This window comes from Cryobacterium sp. TMT2-10 (genome assembly GCF_004403075.1).
Lineage (GTDB): Bacteria > Actinomycetota > Actinomycetes > Actinomycetales > Microbacteriaceae > Cryobacterium > Cryobacterium shii.
On record NZ_SOGW01000113.1, the window covers coordinates 1 to 18,366 of the forward strand.

The 18,366-nt window shown below is 69.3% G+C and carries 17 protein-coding genes and 1 pseudogene; 5 read left to right on the forward strand and 13 right to left on the reverse strand.

From position 1 onward, the window contains the following. Positions 1 to 922, forward strand: a 922-nt coding sequence (locus tag E3T37_RS14260) for a YhgE/Pip family protein (RefSeq protein ID WP_166806115.1), incomplete at its 5' end; no start/stop codon positions are given. Between the two features lie 31 nt (positions 923 to 953). Here E3T37_RS14260 and E3T37_RS14265 read toward each other — a convergent pair. The 3 genes from E3T37_RS14265 to E3T37_RS14275 all read right to left on the reverse strand — a co-directional run bounded on the left by E3T37_RS14265 (position 954) and on the right by E3T37_RS14275 (position 3,345). Continuing rightward, a complete protein-coding gene (locus E3T37_RS14265; protein ID WP_134367917.1) occupies positions 954 to 2,186 on the reverse strand; it encodes a hypothetical protein in 1,233 nt (410 codons plus the stop codon). Between the two features lie 136 nt (positions 2,187 to 2,322). Further along, positions 2,323 to 2,691 (reverse strand): DUF4440 domain-containing protein, encoded by a 369-nt coding sequence (locus tag E3T37_RS14270; RefSeq protein WP_134367919.1) that lies wholly within the window; start codon positions 2,689 to 2,691, stop codon positions 2,323 to 2,325. A 15-nt stretch (positions 2,692 to 2,706) separates the two neighbouring features. After that, positions 2,707 to 3,345: an RNA methyltransferase gene (locus tag E3T37_RS14275; RefSeq protein ID WP_134367921.1), complete on the reverse strand. Its 639-nt coding sequence runs from the start codon at positions 3,343 to 3,345 to the stop codon at positions 2,707 to 2,709. A gap of 69 nt (positions 3,346 to 3,414) precedes the next feature. Between E3T37_RS14275 and E3T37_RS14280 the strand changes: the two genes are divergently transcribed. Genes E3T37_RS14280 through E3T37_RS14290 form a run of 3 tightly spaced genes read left to right on the forward strand, consistent with a single transcriptional unit; the run spans position 3,415 to position 6,183 of the window. Continuing rightward, on the forward strand, positions 3,415 to 4,680 hold the full coding sequence (locus E3T37_RS14280) for an Nramp family divalent metal transporter (RefSeq protein ID WP_134367923.1): 1,266 nt from the start codon (positions 3,415 to 3,417) through the stop codon (positions 4,678 to 4,680). Between the two features lie 4 nt (positions 4,681 to 4,684). Continuing rightward, positions 4,685 to 5,329: a metal-dependent transcriptional regulator gene (locus E3T37_RS14285; RefSeq protein WP_166787192.1), complete on the forward strand. Its 645-nt coding sequence runs from the start codon at positions 4,685 to 4,687 to the stop codon at positions 5,327 to 5,329. A gap of 53 nt (positions 5,330 to 5,382) precedes the next feature. Beyond that, complete coding sequence (locus tag E3T37_RS14290; RefSeq protein ID WP_134367925.1) at positions 5,383 to 6,183, forward strand: HAD-IIA family hydrolase; 801 nt, start codon at positions 5,383 to 5,385, stop codon at positions 6,181 to 6,183. A 130-nt stretch (positions 6,184 to 6,313) separates the two neighbouring features. Here E3T37_RS14290 and E3T37_RS14295 read toward each other — a convergent pair whose 3' ends face one another. From E3T37_RS14295 to E3T37_RS17660, 3 genes are all read right to left on the reverse strand, one after another. Continuing rightward, positions 6,314 to 8,194, reverse strand: a complete 1,881-nt coding sequence (locus E3T37_RS14295; RefSeq protein ID WP_134367927.1) for a hypothetical protein — start codon at positions 8,192 to 8,194, stop codon at positions 6,314 to 6,316. Continuing rightward, the gene (pyrE, locus tag E3T37_RS14300) at positions 8,194 to 8,742 is read right to left on the reverse strand and encodes an orotate phosphoribosyltransferase (protein ID WP_134367929.1); all 549 of its coding nucleotides are present in this window, start codon (positions 8,740 to 8,742) and stop codon (positions 8,194 to 8,196) included. The genes E3T37_RS14295 and pyrE overlap by 1 nt, the downstream gene beginning before the upstream one ends. A 76-nt stretch (positions 8,743 to 8,818) precedes the next feature. Further along, positions 8,819 to 8,941, reverse strand: coding sequence for a hypothetical protein (locus E3T37_RS17660; protein WP_255572883.1), 123 nt, complete (start codon positions 8,939 to 8,941; stop codon positions 8,819 to 8,821). A gap of 136 nt (positions 8,942 to 9,077) precedes the next feature. Between E3T37_RS17660 and E3T37_RS14305 the strand changes: the two genes are divergently transcribed. After that, entirely contained in the window at positions 9,078 to 10,010 is a 933-nt protein-coding gene (locus E3T37_RS14305; protein ID WP_134367931.1) for a LysR family transcriptional regulator, read from the forward strand. Positions 10,011 to 10,079: 69 nt separating this feature from the next. Here the strand turns inward: E3T37_RS14305 and E3T37_RS14310 are convergent, their stop codons facing one another. From E3T37_RS14310 to hydA, 7 genes and pseudogenes are all read right to left on the reverse strand, one after another. Then, positions 10,080 to 10,931: a sugar ABC transporter permease gene (locus E3T37_RS14310; protein WP_241976196.1), complete on the reverse strand. Its 852-nt coding sequence runs from the start codon at positions 10,929 to 10,931 to the stop codon at positions 10,080 to 10,082. Positions 10,932 to 11,052: 121 nt separating this feature from the next. Next, positions 11,053 to 11,841 (reverse strand): annotated as a pseudogene (locus E3T37_RS14315) (ATP-binding cassette domain-containing protein). A gap of 134 nt (positions 11,842 to 11,975) precedes the next feature. After that, positions 11,976 to 12,650 (reverse strand): substrate-binding domain-containing protein, encoded by a 675-nt coding sequence (locus tag E3T37_RS14320; protein ID WP_134367934.1) that lies wholly within the window; start codon positions 12,648 to 12,650, stop codon positions 11,976 to 11,978. A 161-nt stretch (positions 12,651 to 12,811) separates the two neighbouring features. Then, positions 12,812 to 14,311, reverse strand: a complete 1,500-nt coding sequence (locus tag E3T37_RS14325; protein WP_134367936.1) for a CoA-acylating methylmalonate-semialdehyde dehydrogenase — start codon at positions 14,309 to 14,311, stop codon at positions 12,812 to 12,814. A gap of 149 nt (positions 14,312 to 14,460) precedes the next feature. Then, positions 14,461 to 15,795, reverse strand: a complete 1,335-nt coding sequence (locus E3T37_RS14330) for an aspartate aminotransferase family protein (protein WP_134367938.1) — start codon at positions 15,793 to 15,795, stop codon at positions 14,461 to 14,463. A 94-nt stretch (positions 15,796 to 15,889) separates the two neighbouring features. Continuing rightward, a complete protein-coding gene (locus E3T37_RS14335) occupies positions 15,890 to 16,906 on the reverse strand; it encodes a TIGR03842 family LLM class F420-dependent oxidoreductase (RefSeq protein ID WP_134367940.1) in 1,017 nt (338 codons plus the stop codon). Between the two features lie 13 nt (positions 16,907 to 16,919). Then, complete coding sequence (gene hydA, locus E3T37_RS14340) at positions 16,920 to 18,365, reverse strand: dihydropyrimidinase (RefSeq protein WP_134367942.1); 1,446 nt, start codon at positions 18,363 to 18,365, stop codon at positions 16,920 to 16,922. Position 18,366 lies beyond the last annotated feature (1 nt).

An 18,366-nucleotide genomic window follows, 5' to 3' on the forward strand; every position in this document is an offset into this window, starting at 1 on the left:
GGCCGCCGGGGCCGGCCAGGCCGCCGTCGGCGCCGGGAACCTCGCCGACGGAGCCCGGCAGACCCACGACGGAGCCGTGGCCGCCGCCACCGGGGCCGACAGCGCCGCCACCGGAGCGTCCTCACTGTCGGCAGGGGTCGGCAGCCTGCGGGACGGTCTCGGCGAGCTCCAAACCGGCGCGGGGACGCTGCGGGACGGCCTGGCCACCGGCGTCACCAGCATCCCGGACTCGACTGCGACCACCCGCTCCCTGCAGGGGTCGACGATCGCCGACCCGGTCTCACTGCAGACCGCGGCCGTGACCTCGGCCGGCACCTACGGCGCCGGGCTGGCCCCGTTCTTCGCCAGCCTGGCCGGCTGGATCGGCATCTACGCGTTGTTCCTGATCGTGAAGCCGGTCTCCCGGCGGGCCATCACCGCCCTGCACTCTCCCGTGCGGATCACGGTGGCCGGCTGGCTCACGCCCGGCCTGCTCGGGATGGCCCAGATGGCCGCCCTGTTCGCGATCCTGGCCGGCGTGCTGAAGTTCGAGGTGCACAACCCGGCCGGCACGTACCTGATGATGGGCCTGGCCGCCCTGGCGTTCGCGGCGATCATCCTCGCCCTGAACGTCTGGCTCGGCAGCGTCGGTCAGTTCATCGGCCTCGTGCTGATGGTGGTGCAGCTCGTGACCGCCGGCGGCACCTTCCCCTGGCAGACCCTGCCCGCGCCGCTGGCCTGGCTCCACCACGTGGTGCCGATGAGTTATGCCGTCGACGGCATCCGTCAGTTGATGTACGGCGGAAACCCGGCCACGGCCTGGTCCGATGCCGGCGTGCTGCTGCTCTGGCTGGCCGGCGCCCTGGTGCTCGCTTTCATCGGCGTGACCCGGATGACGCATTTCCGCACCCTGCGCGACCTGCGGCCCAGCCTGATCGGCTAGGCCGCCGGCCTCTTCGTCTCCAGTCGTCCTGCTACTCCTCGGGGCGGGAGGTGGCGCGACGACGCGGGAATGTCACCGCGTCGCCGCGGCTGGGCACCGCCGGCCGTTCCGACTCCTCGGCGGGAGCCGCTTCGGCCGAAGACGGGAGGGTGGACCAGCGCAGCAGGGCGGCAGCGCTCGTCTCGACCGGCAGTTCACCGGCCGATACCACGATCACCCGCGCATCCGTCAGGATCGCCGCGCGGACCAGGGCGTCGGCGGCCGGCACCGAGCCGAGCTCGCCGGCGCCGAGGGCCTCTGCCGAGGTGGCTGCCAGCCAGGGCTCGCGGTCGAGGGCGATCAGGGTCTCCGCCGGCGTCCGATCAGGGGCCAGCAGCAGCACGTCGACCTGGCTCTGCTGGAGTGCGCGCACCACGGCCGCGAAGTCCATCTCAGAGAGGCCGCTGCCCTGTCCCGTCCCCAGCCGCTCGAGAACATCGTGCTCCTCCCGCGCGAGAATCGCCGCGAGGTGGCGGTTCAGGTCGGTTTCGAGTTCCTCCTGCGTGGCACCGCCCGGGCGGGTGTTCGTGGGCACGACGTGCAGCACCTCGCGGCTAACCGGCGAAAGCTGGTCGACGAGAAGCTGCCGCGCACGCACGTCGCCGGTGAGCACGAGCAGCTCGGCCTTGCTGTCCTGCACGATCTCGTCGATCGCGGCGGCGATCTGGCCCTCGTTGCGCTTCCATACCTCCTCGGTGTGGTGCTGGTAGCGCCCATTTGCGAGGAAGTCGTCTTCGGACCCGACCTTCGTGAGGAATTCGGTGTCGCCCTCCACCTTCACCCTGGAGACCGGATGCGGGCGACTCAGCCGGTAGAGCGTGATCTCGCCGCCGTCCCGCCCGACCTCGGCCACCACGTAGCTGAGGTCCCGTGGGCGATGGATGAGCAGGGGCATCAGGTTGGGCACCGGCCCGTAGGAGACCAGCAGGTCGCCGAGCGGCTCCCCCGAGAGCACCTCGTTGATCTCCGCCACACCCTGCCGCACGACCATCAGCCGACCCATCGGGCCGCCCACCCCGGGCGGCTCCTCGCTCAGCTCGATGATGGTGCTGGCGTCGATCTCCGGCGCACCGGCCGCGGTCAGCGCCTCGCGCAGGGTGCGCTGGCGCAGGGCGGAGGTGCGCCGGGGATTCTGGGCATCCTGGGTCACGTCCACGTAAGCGCTTGACACCGAACCGGGTCGACGGAACAGCTCCGCGAGTCCTTCATTACCGAAATCAGCCATGGCGGGAGTCCCTTCTACCGTGTTTGCTCAGCACGGTAGCCCGCGGCCGGAGGGTTGACAACCCGGCCTCGGCGCGGCGGACGGACACCCAGGAGGGCGCGGCGAACACGCCCCGCAGACTCCGGGAAGACGCCGCCTAGATCGCGGTCTGCTGGTGCGCCGCGACGCACCAGCCGCCGTCCTTGAAGACATAGGTCGTCGACGCGTTCGCTTCGGTCACCTCGTCGCCACGGTGGGCGATGAGCCGGTAGACCAGCACGCCGGCATGATCGTTCAGCCGCACGACGGCCGGGTCGCGCAGCTTGTAGCTCGTGACCGGGGCGAGTGCCTGGAAGAAGGCGGGGGCCTCGTCGCGGGTGACGACCCGGCCCGGCAGGATCAGCAGCCCGTCGCTGGTCATCGTGCTCCGGTAGTAGGCGCCGCCGCGGCCGGCGAGGATCGCCTGCCACCCTTCGTGCTCTTCGTGCAGCAGTCGGGCGGGGAGATCGTCAGTGATCGAGGTCATGACCCAACGCTAGACCTAAAGCTTGGAGAACCGGTGCTGCAGCACCCAGTTGTGCATGGTGACGGCGGCCGCGGCGGAGGCGTTGATCGAGCGGGTGGACCCGAACTGGCTGATCTCCACGACGGCGTCGGCGGCGTCGATCGCCTCCCCGGACAGGCCGGGGCCCTCCTGGCCGAAGAGCAGCACGCAGCGCTCGGGGAAACTGAAGGTCTCGATGATCACGCTGCCCGGCACGTTGTCGATCGCGATGATCGGCAGGTCCGCCGTTTCGGCCCACTCGACGAAGGATGCGACATCCGGGTGGTGCAGCACGTGCTGGTACCGGTCGGTCACCATGGCGCCGCGCTTGTTCCAGCGCTTGCGGCCGATGATGTGCACCGTGTCGGCGGCGAAGGCGTTCGCGCTGCGCACGATCGAGCCGATGTTCATGTCGTGCTGCCAGTTCTCGATGGCCACGTGGAACGGGTGCCGTTTCTGGTCCAGGTCGGCGACGATGGCCTCCATCGACCAGTACCGGTACCGGTCGATCACGTTGCGGGTGTCACCGCGCTCGAGCAGCTCCGGGTCGTAGAACGACTCCTCGGGCAGTTCCCCCTGCCAGGGTCCGACGCCGTAGGTGGACAGTTCGGGCGTGGGGTTCTGCGGTTCTGGCACCGCTCCACCGTATCCTGCCCGGCCGGACCCACCCTTTCGGGCTCCCTAAATCCGACGTAAGATTTCGGCATGCCTAAAACGGATGCGCCGGCTGCCCCGGTGACCGATCGCCCGACCACCGTCGCCTCCACCCGCCTGCTCTGGCTGCTCGGGCCGGCCCTCGTCGCCGGCGTCGCGTACCTGGACCCCGGCAACGTGGCCAGCAACATGACGGCCGGCGCCCGCTACGGCTACCTGCTCGTGTGGGTGGTCGTGGCCGGCAACGTGATGGCCTGGCTGATCCAGTACCTCTCCGCCAAGCTCGGGATCGTCACGGGCACGAGCCTGCCGGAGATCCTCGGGGCGCGCATCCGTCACCCCCTGGCCCGCCGGCTCTACTGGCTCCAGGCGGAACTGGTGGCGATGGCCACCGACCTGGCCGAGATCATCGGCGGCGCGGTGGCGCTCTACCTGCTCTTCGACCTGCCCCTGCTGGCCGGCGGCGTGATCACCGGGGTCATCTCCATGGTGGTGCTGGGCGTGCAGACCCGGCGAGGGCCCCGCGTCTTCGAGCGGGTCATCATGGCGCTCCTGCTCATCATCACGGTGGGGTTCACCGCCGGGGTCTTCTTCGCCCCACCGGACCCGGCCGGGGTGCTGGCCGGGCTCGTGCCGCGCTTCGACGGGTCCAACTCGGTGCTCCTGGCCGCCTCGATCCTCGGCGCGACGATCATGCCGCACGCCATCTACGCGCACTCCGCCCTGACGCGGGACCGGTTCCCCTCCGTGGGCACCGACGCCGCGACCCCGCGCCTGCTCTGGGCCACCAAGTGGGATGTCTCCATCGCCATGGTGATCGCCGGAACGGTGAACCTGTCGATCCTGCTGCTCGCGGCATCCGCGCTGCAGGGCGCGCCGGGGACCGACACCCTTGAGGGCGCCTACCTGGCCCTGCGAGACACGCTGGGGCCCATCGTCGCGACCGTGTTCGCGGTGGGGCTGCTCGCGTCCGGGCTGGCGTCCACGTCGGTCGGCGCGTATGCCGGAGCGGAGATCATGCACGGCCTGCTGCGGCTGCGGGTGCCGCTGCTGCTGCGGCGCGTGGTCACGTTGATCCCGGCCCTGGTCATCCTGGGCGGCGGGTTCGACCCGACCGAGGCCCTCGTGCTCAGCCAGGTGGTGCTCTCGTTCGGCATCCCCTTCGCGCTGATCCCGCTGGTGTGGCTCACCGCTCAGCGCGGCGTTCTCGGGGAGTACCGCAACCGCTGGTTCACGACCGCCGCCGGCGCTCTCGCCGCCCTGCTGCTCGTGGCGCTGAACGTGGTGCTGCTCGTCCTCGTCTTCGCGGGCGCCTGACTCCATGGCGCTGACCAGCCCCGCGACCGAGGACTACCTCAAGACCATCTACGCGCACACCGAATGGCAACCTGACCCGATCACTCCGTCGGTGCTGGCGCTGCGCCTGGGCGTCGCGCCGTCCTCCGTCACCGAGATGGTGAAGAAGCTGGCCGCGGCCGGACTGATCACCCATGTGCCCTACGGGCCGCTCACCCTGACGACGGCCGGTGTCCTCGGCGCGACCGCCGTGGTGCGCCGCCATCGGCTGATCGAGACCTGGCTCGTGCGGGAGATGGGGTACGACTGGGACCAGGTGCACGACGAGGCGGAGATCCTCGAGCACGCGCTCTCCGACCGGTTGCTGGCGGCGATCGACGACCGCCTCGGGCACCCCGCCGCGGACCCGCACGGCGACCCGATCCCCGCGGCCGACGGCACGCTGGTGCGCGCCCCCGCGGTACTGCTGGCGGACGCCGCCCCCGGCCACGTCGGGACCGTGCTGCGCATCAGCGACCGCGACCCGGCCATCCTGCGGGGCCTCGGCGCCGACGGGATCCGGCCGGGAACCCGACTGACGGTGGACGAACCGTTCGCCGTGCGCCTGCCGGCCGGGGGCATCCGTCACCTGACGCAGTCGGCGGCCCGATCGATCTGGCTGACAAAGTAACCAGCGCGAAACCTCGCCCCGATAGTCTGGACCGTGAACCGAGGGAGCACCCAATGACTAGCCGTGACGAGATCGAATGCTGGCTGACCGACATGGACGGCGTGCTCGTGCATGAGAACAGCCCGCTGCCGGGTGCGGCGGAGTTGCTGGAGCAGTGGAGCGACGCCGGGACGCCGTTCCTGGTGCTGACCAACAATTCCATCTTCACGCCGCGGGATCTGAGCGCCCGCCTGCGCGCGTCGGGCCTGAACGTGCCGGAGGACCGCATCTGGACGTCGGCCCTGGCGACCGCGGACTTCCTGAAGTCGCAGGCGCCGGGCGGCACCGCGTTCGTCATCGGCGAGGTGGGCCTCACGACCGCGCTGCACGAGGCCGGTTTCATCATGACCGAGACGAATCCCGACTACGTCGTGGTCGGCGAGACCCGCAACTACTCGTTCGAGGCCATCACCAAGGCGATCCGTCTGCTGCTGGCCGGGGCCCGCTTCATTGCGACGAACCCGGATGCGACCGGTCCCAGCGCCGACGGCCCGCTGCCGGCCACGGGCGCGATCTCTGCCCTGATCACCAAGGCCACCGGGATGGAGCCGTACGTGGTCGGCAAGCCGAACCCGATGATGTTCCGCTCGGCGATGAACAAGATCGGCGCACACTCCGAGAACACGGCCATGATCGGCGACCGGATGGACACCGACATCATCGCCGGGATCGAGGCCGGGCTGCACACCATCCTGGTGATGACCGGCATCAGTGACGCCGCCGAGGTGAGCCGTTACCCGTTCCGACCGGACGAGATCCTCGCCGGCGTGCACGAGCTCGTCTCCGCGGAGCCGCAGGAGTCAGACGAGATCTGAGCCCGTCCCGCGCCGCCCCGCTGATCACCCCTGCTGCCGCTGCCGCTAACGAATTCGACGGAGATTCGGCCCTAAAAACACCGTTTTGGACCTGAACGGGCCTATTTCGGCAAAATCTCCGTCGAATTCGTCAGGCGGCAGGGGCGGGGCCGGGACCCGCGAGGCTCACCGTGAGCGGCTTGCCGGAAGACCGGCTCACGAAGCAGTAGTAGGACCGGGGGCCGCCGGTCCACTGCAGTTCGGTGATCGGGTAGCTGCCCTGCACCTGCAGGTCGGGGAAGGCCCCGGCCGCGGCCAGGTCGATCACGCCGGGGGTGCTGCAGAGCACGTTGATCTGACCGGCGAGCTCGGCCTCCCCGGGGAAGGCCGTGGTGTCGTCACCGGCGAACACCCCCCGGTACACGAGCTGCGCGGAGTGCGGGGCGCCACAGTCCGAAACCGTGAACTCCTCCTCCCAGGGCGACACGTAGGGCTCGAGGCATTCGCCGCCGAACAGGGTGTTCCACTGGTGCACGCCGGCTGGCTGCGGTCCGGTGACCTCGGGCGTGGGCGTCGGGGTCGGCGTCGGGGTGGCCGTCGGCGTGCTGCCGGCGCTCATCGTGGGCGCCGCGACCGGTGTCGGGTCGCCTCCCAGGCTCTGTCCGATGAAGAAGAAGGCGCCCAGCACGACCACGAGAATGACGCCGGCGATGATCCACGGCAGCGACTTCTTGATGTCGATCGGCGGGCGGGCCGAGCCCCCGCGCGAGGCGGTGGAACCGGTCGGCGGCCGGCCGCCCGGGTCGGCATGTGCGGCGGCCGGTAAGGCGTGCGTGCCGGCGGACGTGGTGGTGAGGGCAACGGATGCCTCAGAAGGCTCAGCGGGCGTTGTCGCGCGGGCACCGCCAGCGGGCAACGGAGGCGCAACAGCAGGCGCAGTAGTGATGACGGGCGTGGCATTTCCGGGCCAGGCCTCAGGTCCGGCGGCCTCGGCAGCCCCGGGCGCCGTTCCGTTGGGCGCGGCGGCTCCTGTCACGGCAGCGCCTCCGGCGCCCGCAGCGCCACCTGCGTATGAGCCGGGGGAGGCTGAGGCGGCGACCGAGGCCACCGCTGCGGAGGCGGCGGCAGTTGCGGCGGCCGTGGCCGCGGACGCTGCCGTACCGGCCGCGGCGGACCAGGCGCGGAACCGGCTGCGGGCCGAGACCGGAGCCGGGAGCGCATCCGAGGCCTCGAGCGGCGCGGGTGCCGCGGGTGCCGCGGGCGTGCGAGTCACGCCGGCGATCAGGTCTGCGGCAGCGGTTTCCTCGGCAGTGGGCACGAGCGGGGACTGGGTGAGGGTTGTCCACCAGGGCGCCGGCTCGAGGTCCGCCTGCGAGCGGATGATGCGGGTTCCGCTGGGCACGGCGGAGCCGGAGCCGGTGGGCACGGCCGGAGCCAGGCCCGAGTCAGGGTCGACGCTCCGGTCAGGCGTCGGATCGGCCGGCACGGATGCTGCAGGAGTCGCCGCGCGTGCCGGGGCCGGCGCGTTCGGCGCGGGAGCGAGATATGCGGGAACGAGCGGTGCGGGTGCAAGGTCCGCGAGACGCGGCGGCGAGGAGGCGGCATCCGTGGACGGGCCGGGGTGACCGGGCCGGAACGGTTCAGACCCGGCGGGCGGGTCGGCTGCAGGAACCGCAACGGGCGGGTCGGCTGCAGGAACCGCAGCGGCGGGCACCGGCCGGACGCTCTTGAGCCGAGGATCGGTCTGGGTGGTGGGCTTCAGGCCCCACAGAAAGCCGGCGGTTTTGGGGTGGGCATCGACGGGCGGCACCGGCGGGGCCGGTTCGGCTGCCTGCCCGGGTTTCGGCCACCGGGGGATATGGATCGACCGCCGCGGGGTGAATTCGTCGGGCGTGCCGGGCCTGGCCCCGCCGCCGAGTTGCGAGGCGAGCCAGTCCATGCCGTCTTCGGCGGGCGCCTCGTCTTTCGACGCCCGGGAATTCGACGCCCTGGCCTTCGGTTCCTCGTCGCCCGGAACCTCGTCGAGCGGCACTAGTTCAGCCCCAGGTCCTCAAGGCCGATCGCGTAGTAGTACGGGTAGCCAGCGGCTTCGATCACTTCGCGCGCGCCGGTGTTGCGGTCGACGACCACGGCGACGCCGGCGATGATCGCCCCGACCTTGAGCAGCGCCTCGATCGCGGCCAACGGAGATCCTCCGGTGGTGGAGGTGTCCTCGAGGACGACGACACGCTTGCCCGCGAGGTCGGGCCCTTCGACCTGTCGGCCGCGGCCGTGGTCCTTGGGCTCCTTGCGCACGACGAAGGCGTCGTACGCGGCCCCGCGCGCCGCACCCTGGTGCAGGATGGCCGCGGCCACGGGGTCGGCGCCCATGGTCATGCCGCCGACCGCGGCGACATCCGGGATATCGGCTATCAGGTCGAGCATGACCTGACCGATCAGCGGTGCGACGCGGTGGTCGAGGCTGACCCTGCGCAGGTCGACGTAGTACGTCGCCTTCTTGCCGCTGGTGAGGGTGAAGTCACCATGAAAAACGGCGTCGGCTGAGATGTAGTCGATGAGTTGCTGGCGGGTATCGGTCACAGGACCAACTTTAGGCCATCGGCCGGCCGGTCCACTCGAGGGAGGACGCGGCTCTGACCGGGTGGAACCGAATCGACTAGAAGATGCGAACGAGCTTGCGCTCGGGCACGCGACGGTAGCCATCCTTGTGAACGTCGACCACGACGGCGACGAGGGAGGAGATCACAATGAGAACGAGAACGGCGAGGAGAGCAAACACGGTCGTACCTTTCGAGAATGGAGGCGGATGTCGGGGAGACGGAGGCACCATTGCACGAGTTCGACATTTTTATTTCACCACCTTTAACTTTGCAGCACAATCGTATTATTCTGCAGGGAGTGTGTAGCTTAGCTACATGGATGTGCAACGGCTCGAACTACTCCGGGAATTGGCCGAGCGCCACAGCATCACCGAGGTCGCCCGGGCCACGCACCGCACCCCGTCGGCGGTCTCCCAGCAGCTGAAAGTGCTCGAACGGGAGGCCGGTCTGCCTCTCACCGAGCGCAGCGGGCGCGGCCTGATTTTGACGGATGCCGGACGCGCCCTGGCCCGCAGCGCCACGAATGTGGCGGTCGCCCTCGCCCGCGCAACGGCGGTCTGGGACGAGTTCCGCAACGACGCCACCGGCGAGGTCAGCCTGGTCACGTTCCCGACCGCGGGCGAGATGCTGCTGCCCGGCGCACTGCGGGAAGTGGCCGCGGTGCCCGGGCTCGTCGTGAACTGCACCGACAAGGACCCCGAGCTGAGCGACTTCCCCGCGCTGACGGCGGAGTTCGACATCGTGCTCGCCTACAGCCTGCGCGGCCAGCTGCCCTGGGGCGGCCGCGGCCTGACGGTCGTGCCGCTGATGACCGAGCCTCTCGACGTGGGACTCCCGGCCGACCACCGGCTGGCCACCCGCACCTGGCTCACCCCGGCCGACGTCGTCGGTGAGACCTGGATCGGCGCGCCGCACGGCTACCCGTTCGAGCGCATCCTGCACCAGATCGAGCAGAAGGCCGGCAGCCCCGTCATCGTCGCCCAACAGTTTGCCGACCTGAGGGTGATCGAGGCCTTCGTCGTGGCCGGACTCGGCATCGCACTCGTGCCTCGCTACACCTGGGGCGGCGACCAACCGGGGCGGCTCGTGCTCAAGCCCCTGCGCGGGGTCGATGCCGAGCGGCAGATCGTGGCTCTGATGCGCCCCGACCGGGCCGAGCGCCTGGCCGTGCGCACCGTCGTCGACGTGCTGCGCACCGAGGCCGCCCGGGTGCAGGCCACGCACGCGGCGATCGCCCCGGCCCCCTGACCGCGCCCCTCTCACCCCTCCTCGCGGCAGCGAAAGTTGGCCGCGCAGTGCGGAGAACAGGGACGGGCGTCAGGCGCGGCCGTGGGAGACGCGGGTGCGACGGGACAGGGAGTCCACGATCACGGCGAGCAGCAGCACTGCGCCGGTGATCATGTACCGGATCGACGAGTCGAGGTTCATCAGGGTCAGGCCGCTGGAGATCGACTGGATCACGAGGATGCCCAGCAACGCCGAGTACGCGCTGCCGCGACCGCCGAACAGGCTGGCCCCGCCGATCACCGCCGCGGCGATGGCGTTGAGGTTCGTGTCGCCGCCGCCGCTGCCCTGGTTGGCTGCGGCCAGGCGGCCGGCCGCGAGCACCCCGCCGACCGCCGCAAAGGTCGAGCAGAGCATGAAGACCGAGAGGTAGACGGCTTTCACCTTGATGCCGGCCCGGCGCGCGGCTTCGACGTTGCCGCCGATGGCGTACACGGCCCTCCCCCACCGGGTGCGCAGCAGGAAGAAGTTCATCACGACCACGAGCACGAGGAACAGGAGGAACATCAGGCCCACCCCACGGGCCTGGTTGAGATACCAGGTGGGCACCCCGAGCACCACCAGGAGCCCCACGCTGCGTGCCACGATGGAGGTCGTCGAAATCGCGGTCAACTCCGCTTTGGTGCGCCGCCGGGCGATGAAGACCAACTGTGCGGCGAAGACCAGGACGGTGAGCACGACGAGCACGTAGGACAGCCAGTCGGGCAGGAACCATTGCTGGGCGAACTGCACGATCCAGGAATCGAAGGGGATGTTGATCGACCCGGTTTTGCCGAGGACCCAGAGTTGCAGGCCGAGGAAGCCGAGCAGACCGGCCAGGGTGATCACGAAGCTCGGCACCCCGAACCGGGTGAACAGGAAGCCGTAGAGCAGGCCGACGAGCATCCCGGCGACGATCGACGACAGGATCGCGAGCGCCAGCGGCCAGCCTTGCGCTGGATGAGCCGTTCGTCCTGCCGGTCCGCCGCGACGGCCGGCGGCTCTGACGTGGGAATTGTCGGGGTCGTCATGATGACGCTTCCTCCGCACTGCGCGCCTGTGCGCGCCTCGTGACCGCGTTGTCCGTCGCCCCGGTGATGGCCGCGATGATGTCCTCGTAGGTGACGTCGGCGATCCGGAACTCGCCGTTGTTTCGCCCGAGGCGCAGCACGACGACCCGGTCGGCGACCGCCTGGACGTCGGCCATATTGTGGCTGATCAGAACGACGGCGAGCCCGCGCTAGCGCAGCCGCTCGATCAGGTTCAGCACCTCGGCGGTCTGGGCGACGCCCAGCGCCGCGGTCGGCTCGTCGAGGATCACCACGGTCGGCTCCCCGATCAGCGACCGGGCGATCGCCACGGTCTGGCGTTGACCGCCCGAGAGGGATGCCACGGCAATCCGCACGGAGGGAATCCGGGCGGAGAGTTGCTGCATCAGGCTCCAGGAGCGTTTCTCCATCTCCACCTCGTTGATGATGGCGCGGCCCCCGATCTCATGCCCCAGGAAGAGGTTGGCGACGACGTCGAGGTTGTCGCAGAGGGCCAGGTCCTGGTAGACCGTGGCGATGCCCCGGGCGTTCGATTCGGACGGGCTCGAGATCGAGACCGGCTTGTCGCGATGCATGATCGTGCCTCCGTCGGAGCCGTAGACGCCGGCGAGGATCTTGATCAGGGTCGACTTGCCTGCGCCGTTGTCACCGACGAGGGCGACCACCTCGCCGCTGTAGATGTCGAGGTCGACGGCGGTCAGGGCCTGGACGGCACCGAAGTTCTTGTCTATCCCCCGCAGTGAAAAGACCAGCTCCCCGGCGGGAATGGGGCTGTCGGCAACGACGAGGGCAGGGTCATGGCGAGTCCTTTGCGCTGGTCCGTTTCGTGCTGGTGCAGCGCCGGACGAGAATCACCTGCTGGTGATCCCCGCCCGGCGGTCTGCTGGTGCCGGTGCTGGCGTTACTTGATCCCGGCCGCCGTGCACGCCTCGGCATAGGTCGACGTGCAGATCTCGTCAACCGTGTAGAAGCCGTCCTTGACCACGGTCTCCATGATGTTGTCCACGGTCACGACCACCGGGGTGAGCAGGGTCGACGGGGTTCCGTCGACATCCGTGTCGCCCGTGAGCGTGTCGCCCTGGGCGAGGGCGTGCGTCAGCTCCGCAGCCTTCTCGGCTTCCAGCTTGATGGCCTTGTACACCGTCATGTACTGGTCTCCGGCGACGATTCGCTGGATGGCCGCGAGCTCGGCGTCCTGACCGGTCACCGGGGGCATCGGCGTGAACGCGGCAGCCTTGAGTGCCGCAATCGCGCCGCCCCCTGTGCCGTCGTTCGCCGCGTACACGCCCTGGATCTTCGGGCCGAACTGGGTGATCTGGCCGGCCGCCCACTCCTGGGCCTTGTCCGGGCTCCAGTCGGGGGTCTCAAACTCGGCGAGGATCGGGATGCCGCTGGGGTCGATGACGGAGTGAGCGCCCTTCTTGAACAGGGCCGCGTTGCCGTCGGTCGGCGATCCGTTGATCATGATGATGCCGGTAATGGTGTTGTCCGCCTTCAGCTTGTCGACCAGCGCCGTGCCCTGCAGAACCCACAATCCGATCGCCAGGAGCGCGACTCTTTTCCTCAGTTTTCTCATTCTGGGCCTCCTACAGTGACCACCCTCGTTGGCGGTGCTACCACGATGGACCTCCGGGGGAGGTCGTCAAGGTTTCCGGCACCGCGCCGGGGCGCACGACGGAGGGCGGAAATCCGGCCCGGATTTCCGCCCTCAACAGGTATTGCGCGCGGTCGGTGCGGCTAGGCGTTTTGCGGGAAGCCCAGGTTGATGCCGCCGTGGCTGGGGTCGAGCCAGCGGCTCGTGACGGCCTTCTCGCGGGTGTAGAACGCGATCCCGGCCGGGCCGTATGCCTTCGCGTCGCCGAACAGGGAGTCCTTCCAGCCACCGAAGGAGTGGTATGCCACCGGCACGGGAATCGGCACGTTGATTCCGATCATGCCCACCTGCACCTCGTTCTGGAACCGGCGCGCCGCCCCGCCGTCATTGGTGAAGATGGCCGTGCCGTTGCCGTACCGGCTGCGGTTGATCAGTGCGAGCCCTTCGGCGTAGCTGGCGACCCGCACAATGGAGAGCACCGGCCCGAAGATCTCGTCGAGGTAGACGTCCGAGTCCGTGCTGACCTTGTCGAAGAGGGTCGGGCCGAGCCAGAAGCCGCTCGCGTCGCCGTCGACTTCGATGCCGCGGCCGTCCACGATGACCTCCGCGCCGTCGGTGTGGGCCACGTCGATGTAGGAGGCCACCTTGTCGCGGTGCACCTGCGTGATCAGCGGCCCCATGTCGCATCCGCGCATGCCGTCGCCCACCTTGAGGCCCGTGAGGCGCTCGGTGATCTTCGCGACCAGGTCGTCGGCGACCGGTTCGACGGCCACCACCACGCTGATCGCCATGCAGCGCTCACCGGCGGAGCCGAAACCGGCGTTGACCGCGGCATCCGCGGCCAGGTCCAGGTCGGCGTCCGGCAGCACGAGCATGTGGTTCTTGGCACCGCCGAGGGCCTGCACGCGCTTGCCGTGATGGGCCGCGGTCTCGTAGATGTACTTCGCGATCGGCGTGGACCCGACGAACGAGATGGCCTGCACGTTAGGGTGCACGAGCAGGGCGTCCACGGCTTCCTTGTCGCCGTGCACGACATTGAGCACGCCGTCGGGCAGGCCGGCTTCGGTCATCAGCGCGGCCAGCCAGTTCGACGCCGACGGGTCCTTCTCGCTCGGCTTCAGCACGACCGTGTTGCCGGCCGCGATCGCGATCGGGAAGAACCAGAGCGGCACCATCGCCGGGAAGTTGAACGGGCTGATGATGCCCACGACCCCCAGCGGCTGGCGGAGCGTGTAGACGTCCACGCCGGTCGACACGTTCTCGGAGTACTCCCCCTTGGTCAGGTGCGGCATGCCGAGCGCGAACTCGACCACTTCGAGGCCACGGATGATCTCGCCCAGGGCGTCGGAGGTCACCTTGCCGTGTTCCGCGGTGAGGATGTCCGCCAGGTCGCCCTTGCGCGCGTTCAGCAGCTCGCGGAAGTTGAACATGATGCCCTGGCGTCTGGCCTGGGAGGTGTCACGCCAGCCGGGGTAGGCCGCCTGCGCGGACGCGACGGCGGTGTCGACATCCGCGGTGCTCGCCAGGCGCACGTTCTTGGCGACGGCGCCGAGGGCCGGGTTGAAAACCGGGGCAGTCCGGGTCGAGGTTCCATCGACGGGGGCCCCGTCGATCCAGTGGGTGATGACGGGCAGGTCGGTCATGGGCGTTCGTCTCTCTTCATTCTCTTCATTGAGTAGCGGTCAGAGTGCCCGTTCCGGTCGAGAGTGCCCGGCGGAACGGGCACTCTCGACCGGAACGGTGCAGGTGGTGAGGGTGGATGTGCGGGTGCGGGTGGATGTGCGGGTGCGGGTCAGGCGAGGAGGTCGAGGCTCAGGACCTCGTCGTAGATGGCGAGCGCCTCGGCGACCTCGTCGTCGGTGACCACGCACGGCGGCACCACGTGGATGCGGTTCTCCGCGAGGAACGGCAGCAGGTTGCGGGCGAGCAGCTCGGTCTTGATGCGGCCCATCACCGCCCCGCTGAGCGGGTGCCGGGTCTCCCGGTCGGCCACGAGCTCCAGCGCCCAGAAGACGCCGACGCCGCGCACCTCGCCGATGACCTTGTGCTTCGCCTGCAGTTCGGCCAGTCCCGGAGCGAGCACGTCGCGCCCGATGCGGGCGGCGTTCTCGACGATTCCCTCGTTCTTCATCGCGTCGAGGGCCGCCACGATTGACGCCATCGCCAGCGGGTGGCCGCTGTAGGTGAGCCCGCCGGGGAAGACGTTGGTCTCGAAGTCGCTGGCGATGGAGTCCGAGATGATCACGCCGCCGGTGGGCACATACCCGGAGTTGACGCCCTTGGCGAAGGTGATCAGGTCGGGGGTCACGTCGTAGCCCTCGAACGCGAACCAGTTGCCGGTGCGGCCGAAGCCGGCCATCACCTCGTCCAGGATGAGCTGGATGCCGTAGCGGTCGCAGAGCGCCCGCACCCCGGCGAGGTAGCCGGGTGGCGGCACGAGCACGCCGGCGGTGCCCGGGATGGACTCCAGCAGCACGGCCGCGATGCCGGAGGGGCCCTCGCTCTGGATCACGTGTTCCAGGTGGCGCAGGGAGCGCTCCGACTCCTGCTCGGGCGTGGTCGCCCAGAACTCGCTGCGGTAGAGGTAGGGGCCGAAGAAGTGCACGTGGCCGCGCGCGAATTCGTTCGGGATGCGGCGCCAGTCCCCGGTCGCGACAATCGCCGCGCCCGTGTTGCCGTGGTATGAGCGGTAGGTGGAGAGGATCTTGTCACGGCCCGTGTGCAGGCGCGCCATCCGGATCGCGTTCTCGATCGCATCCGCGCCGCCGTTGGTGAAGAACACCTTGTTGAACCCGGCCGGAGCGCGCTCGACGATGCGTTTGGCGGCCTCGCCGCGGGCGAGGTTCGCCGTCGACGGGGCGACCGTGGCGAGCGTGCCGGCCTGCTCGATGATGGCCTGGGTGACCGCCGGATGCTGGTGGCCGATATTCACATTGACGAGCTGGCTGGAGAAGTCCAGATAGCTGCGCCCGTCGAAGTCCCACACCCGTGAACCCAGACCGCCGGCGATCACCAGCGGCTTCAGGCTGCCCTGCGCGGACCAGGAGTGGAAGACGTGGGCGCGGTCGAGTTCGTAGGCGAGGTCGTTCCGGCTTGAGGTTGCGCTCTGGGCTGTGGTGTCAGTCACGAATATCGGTTCTTTCTCTCTGCGTTGAGATGGAGGTGGAGTGATTCCTGTGGTGATGGCCCGGGGACGACGTGCACGTCCAGTCTGACCGAGTTTAGAACTTCGCCACGATTTGCTCGGTCATCTCCGGGATCACGGTCTCCCCGTAGACCCGGAGGGTCTCTTCCTTGTTGTCGTGCTGCAGATAGCCGGCGAACTGGTCGACGCCGAGGCTCCGCAGGGCCTCGAGCTTCTCGACGTGGTCCTTCGCGGTGCCGAGCAGGCAGAACCGGTCGATGATCTCGTCGGGCACGAAGGCGGCGTGCACGTTGCCCGCCTTGCCGTGCGCGTTATAGTCGTAGCCCTCCCGCCGGGCGATGTAGTCGGTCAGGGCCTTCGGCACGTGCGACTCGGTGCCGTACTTCGCCACGATGTCGGCCACGTGGTTGCCCACCATCCCGCCGAACCAGCGGCACTGGTTGCGCAGGTGCCCCCAGTTGTCGCCGATGTACATGGGAGCGGCCACGCAGAACCTGACCGACAGCGGGTCACGGCCGACGTTCGCCGCGGCCGCCCGAACGGTCTTGATCATCCACTCGGCCACGTCGAGGTCAGCCATCTGCAGGATGAAACCGTCGCCGATCTCCCCGGCCAGCTGGAGCGCGAGCGGGCCGTAGGCCGCCACCCACACCTCGAGGCTGGAGCCGACGCTCCAGGGGAACTGCAGCGTGGCGCCGTTGTGCTCGACCGGCCGGGAGTTCGCGAGCTCACGGATGACGTGCACCGATTCACGCAGCGTCTTCAGTGTGGTGGGGGCCCCGTTGGTGACCCGCACGGCGGAATCGCCGCGGCCGATGCCGCAGATCGTGCGGTTGCCGTACATCTCGTTCAGGGTCGCGAACGTGGAGGCCGTCACGGTCCAGTCGCGCGTGGCCGGGTTGGTGACCATGGGTCCGACGATGACCCTGCGGGTCTCGGCGAGAATTCGGCTGTGGATCACGTACGGCTCCTGCCAAAGCAGGTGCGAGTCGAAGGTCCAGACGTGGCTGAAGCCGTGCGCTTCGGCCAGCTGGGCCAGCTGCACGGTGCGGGCCGCCGGCGGGTTGGTCTGCAGAACGACTCCGAAATCCATGCCGTCCCCTGCCCTAGATGAGGTACTGGCTCAGGCCGCGCGGGACGAACCGGCCGTCGCCCCGGGCCCCGAGGTAGGCCTGGGCGTCGATGATGACCTTGCCCCGGGAGATCACGGTGTCGACGTGGCCGTCGATCTCGTAACCCTCCCAGGCCGAGTGGTCCATGTTCATGTGGTGGCTGCGGCCGGTCTGCTCGCCGAACTCGTCGACGCCCAGCCCGATCGAGGTGTGCCCGTTCGGGTCGTAGATCACGATGTCGGCGTCCGCGCCGGGCTGGATGACGCCCTTCCGGCCGTAGAGGCCGAACATCCGTGCCGGCGTGGTGGAGGTGATCTCGACCCAGCGTTCGAGCGTGATGCGCTCGTTGACCACGCCCTGGTAGAGCAGGTCCAGGCGATGCTCGACCGAGCCGATGCCGTTCGGGATCTTGGAGAAGTCATTCAGGCCCAGGTCTTTCTGGCCCTTCATGCAGAACGGGCAGTGGTCGGTGGAGACCATCTGGATGTCGTTCGTGCGCAGGCTCTGCCACAGGTGGTCCTGGTGGCCCTCGGCCCGGGAGCGCAGCGGGGTCGAGCACACCCACTTCGCACCCTCGAACCCGGGCGCCCCGAGGTTCTCCTCCAGCGAGAGGTAGAGGTATTGCGGGCAGGTCTCCCCGAACACGTTCTGGCCCGTGTCCCTGGCCGCCGCGATCTGCTCCACGGCCTGCCGGGCGCTCACGTGCACGACGTAGAGCGGCGCCCCGGTGAGGTTCGCCAGCATGATCGCCCGGTGCGTGGCCTCCTCCTCGAGCTGCCAGGCGCGCGCGACGCCGTGGTAGTACGGGGCGGTCTTGCCCTGCGCGAGCAGCTGGCCCACGAGCACGTCGATGGCCGGGCCGTTCTCCGCGTGCATCATGGTCATCAGCCCGGTCCCGGCGGACTTCTGCATGGCCTTGAGGATCTGCGCGTCATCCGAATAGAAGACCCCGGGGTAGGCCATGAACAGCTTGAAGCTCGAGACGCCCTCGGCCAGCAGCCCGTCCATGGCCTGCAGGGAGTCCGTGTTCAGGTCGCCGATGATCTGGTGGAAGCCGTAGTCGATGGCGCAGTTGCCGGCCGCCTTCTCGTGCCAGGCGGTCAGCCCGTCGAAGACCCGCTGGCCGTGGCTCTGCACCGCGAAGTCGATGATCGTGGTCGTGCCGCCCCAGGCCGCGGCCCGGGTGCCGGTCTCGAAGGTGTCGCTCGCGGCCGTGCCGCCGAACGGCAGCTCCATGTGCGTGTGCGCGTCGACGCCGCCCGGGATCACGTACCTGCCGGTCGCGTCGATCACGCGGTCGACGGATGCGGCCGGGTCGGCCCCGAGGAGGGCGGAACCGGGCGCCAGCACGGCGGCGATGGTCTCACCGTCGGTGAGCACGTCGGCGAGCACCCGTCCGGTCGCGCTGACCACGGTTCCGTTCTGGATCAGGATCTTCATG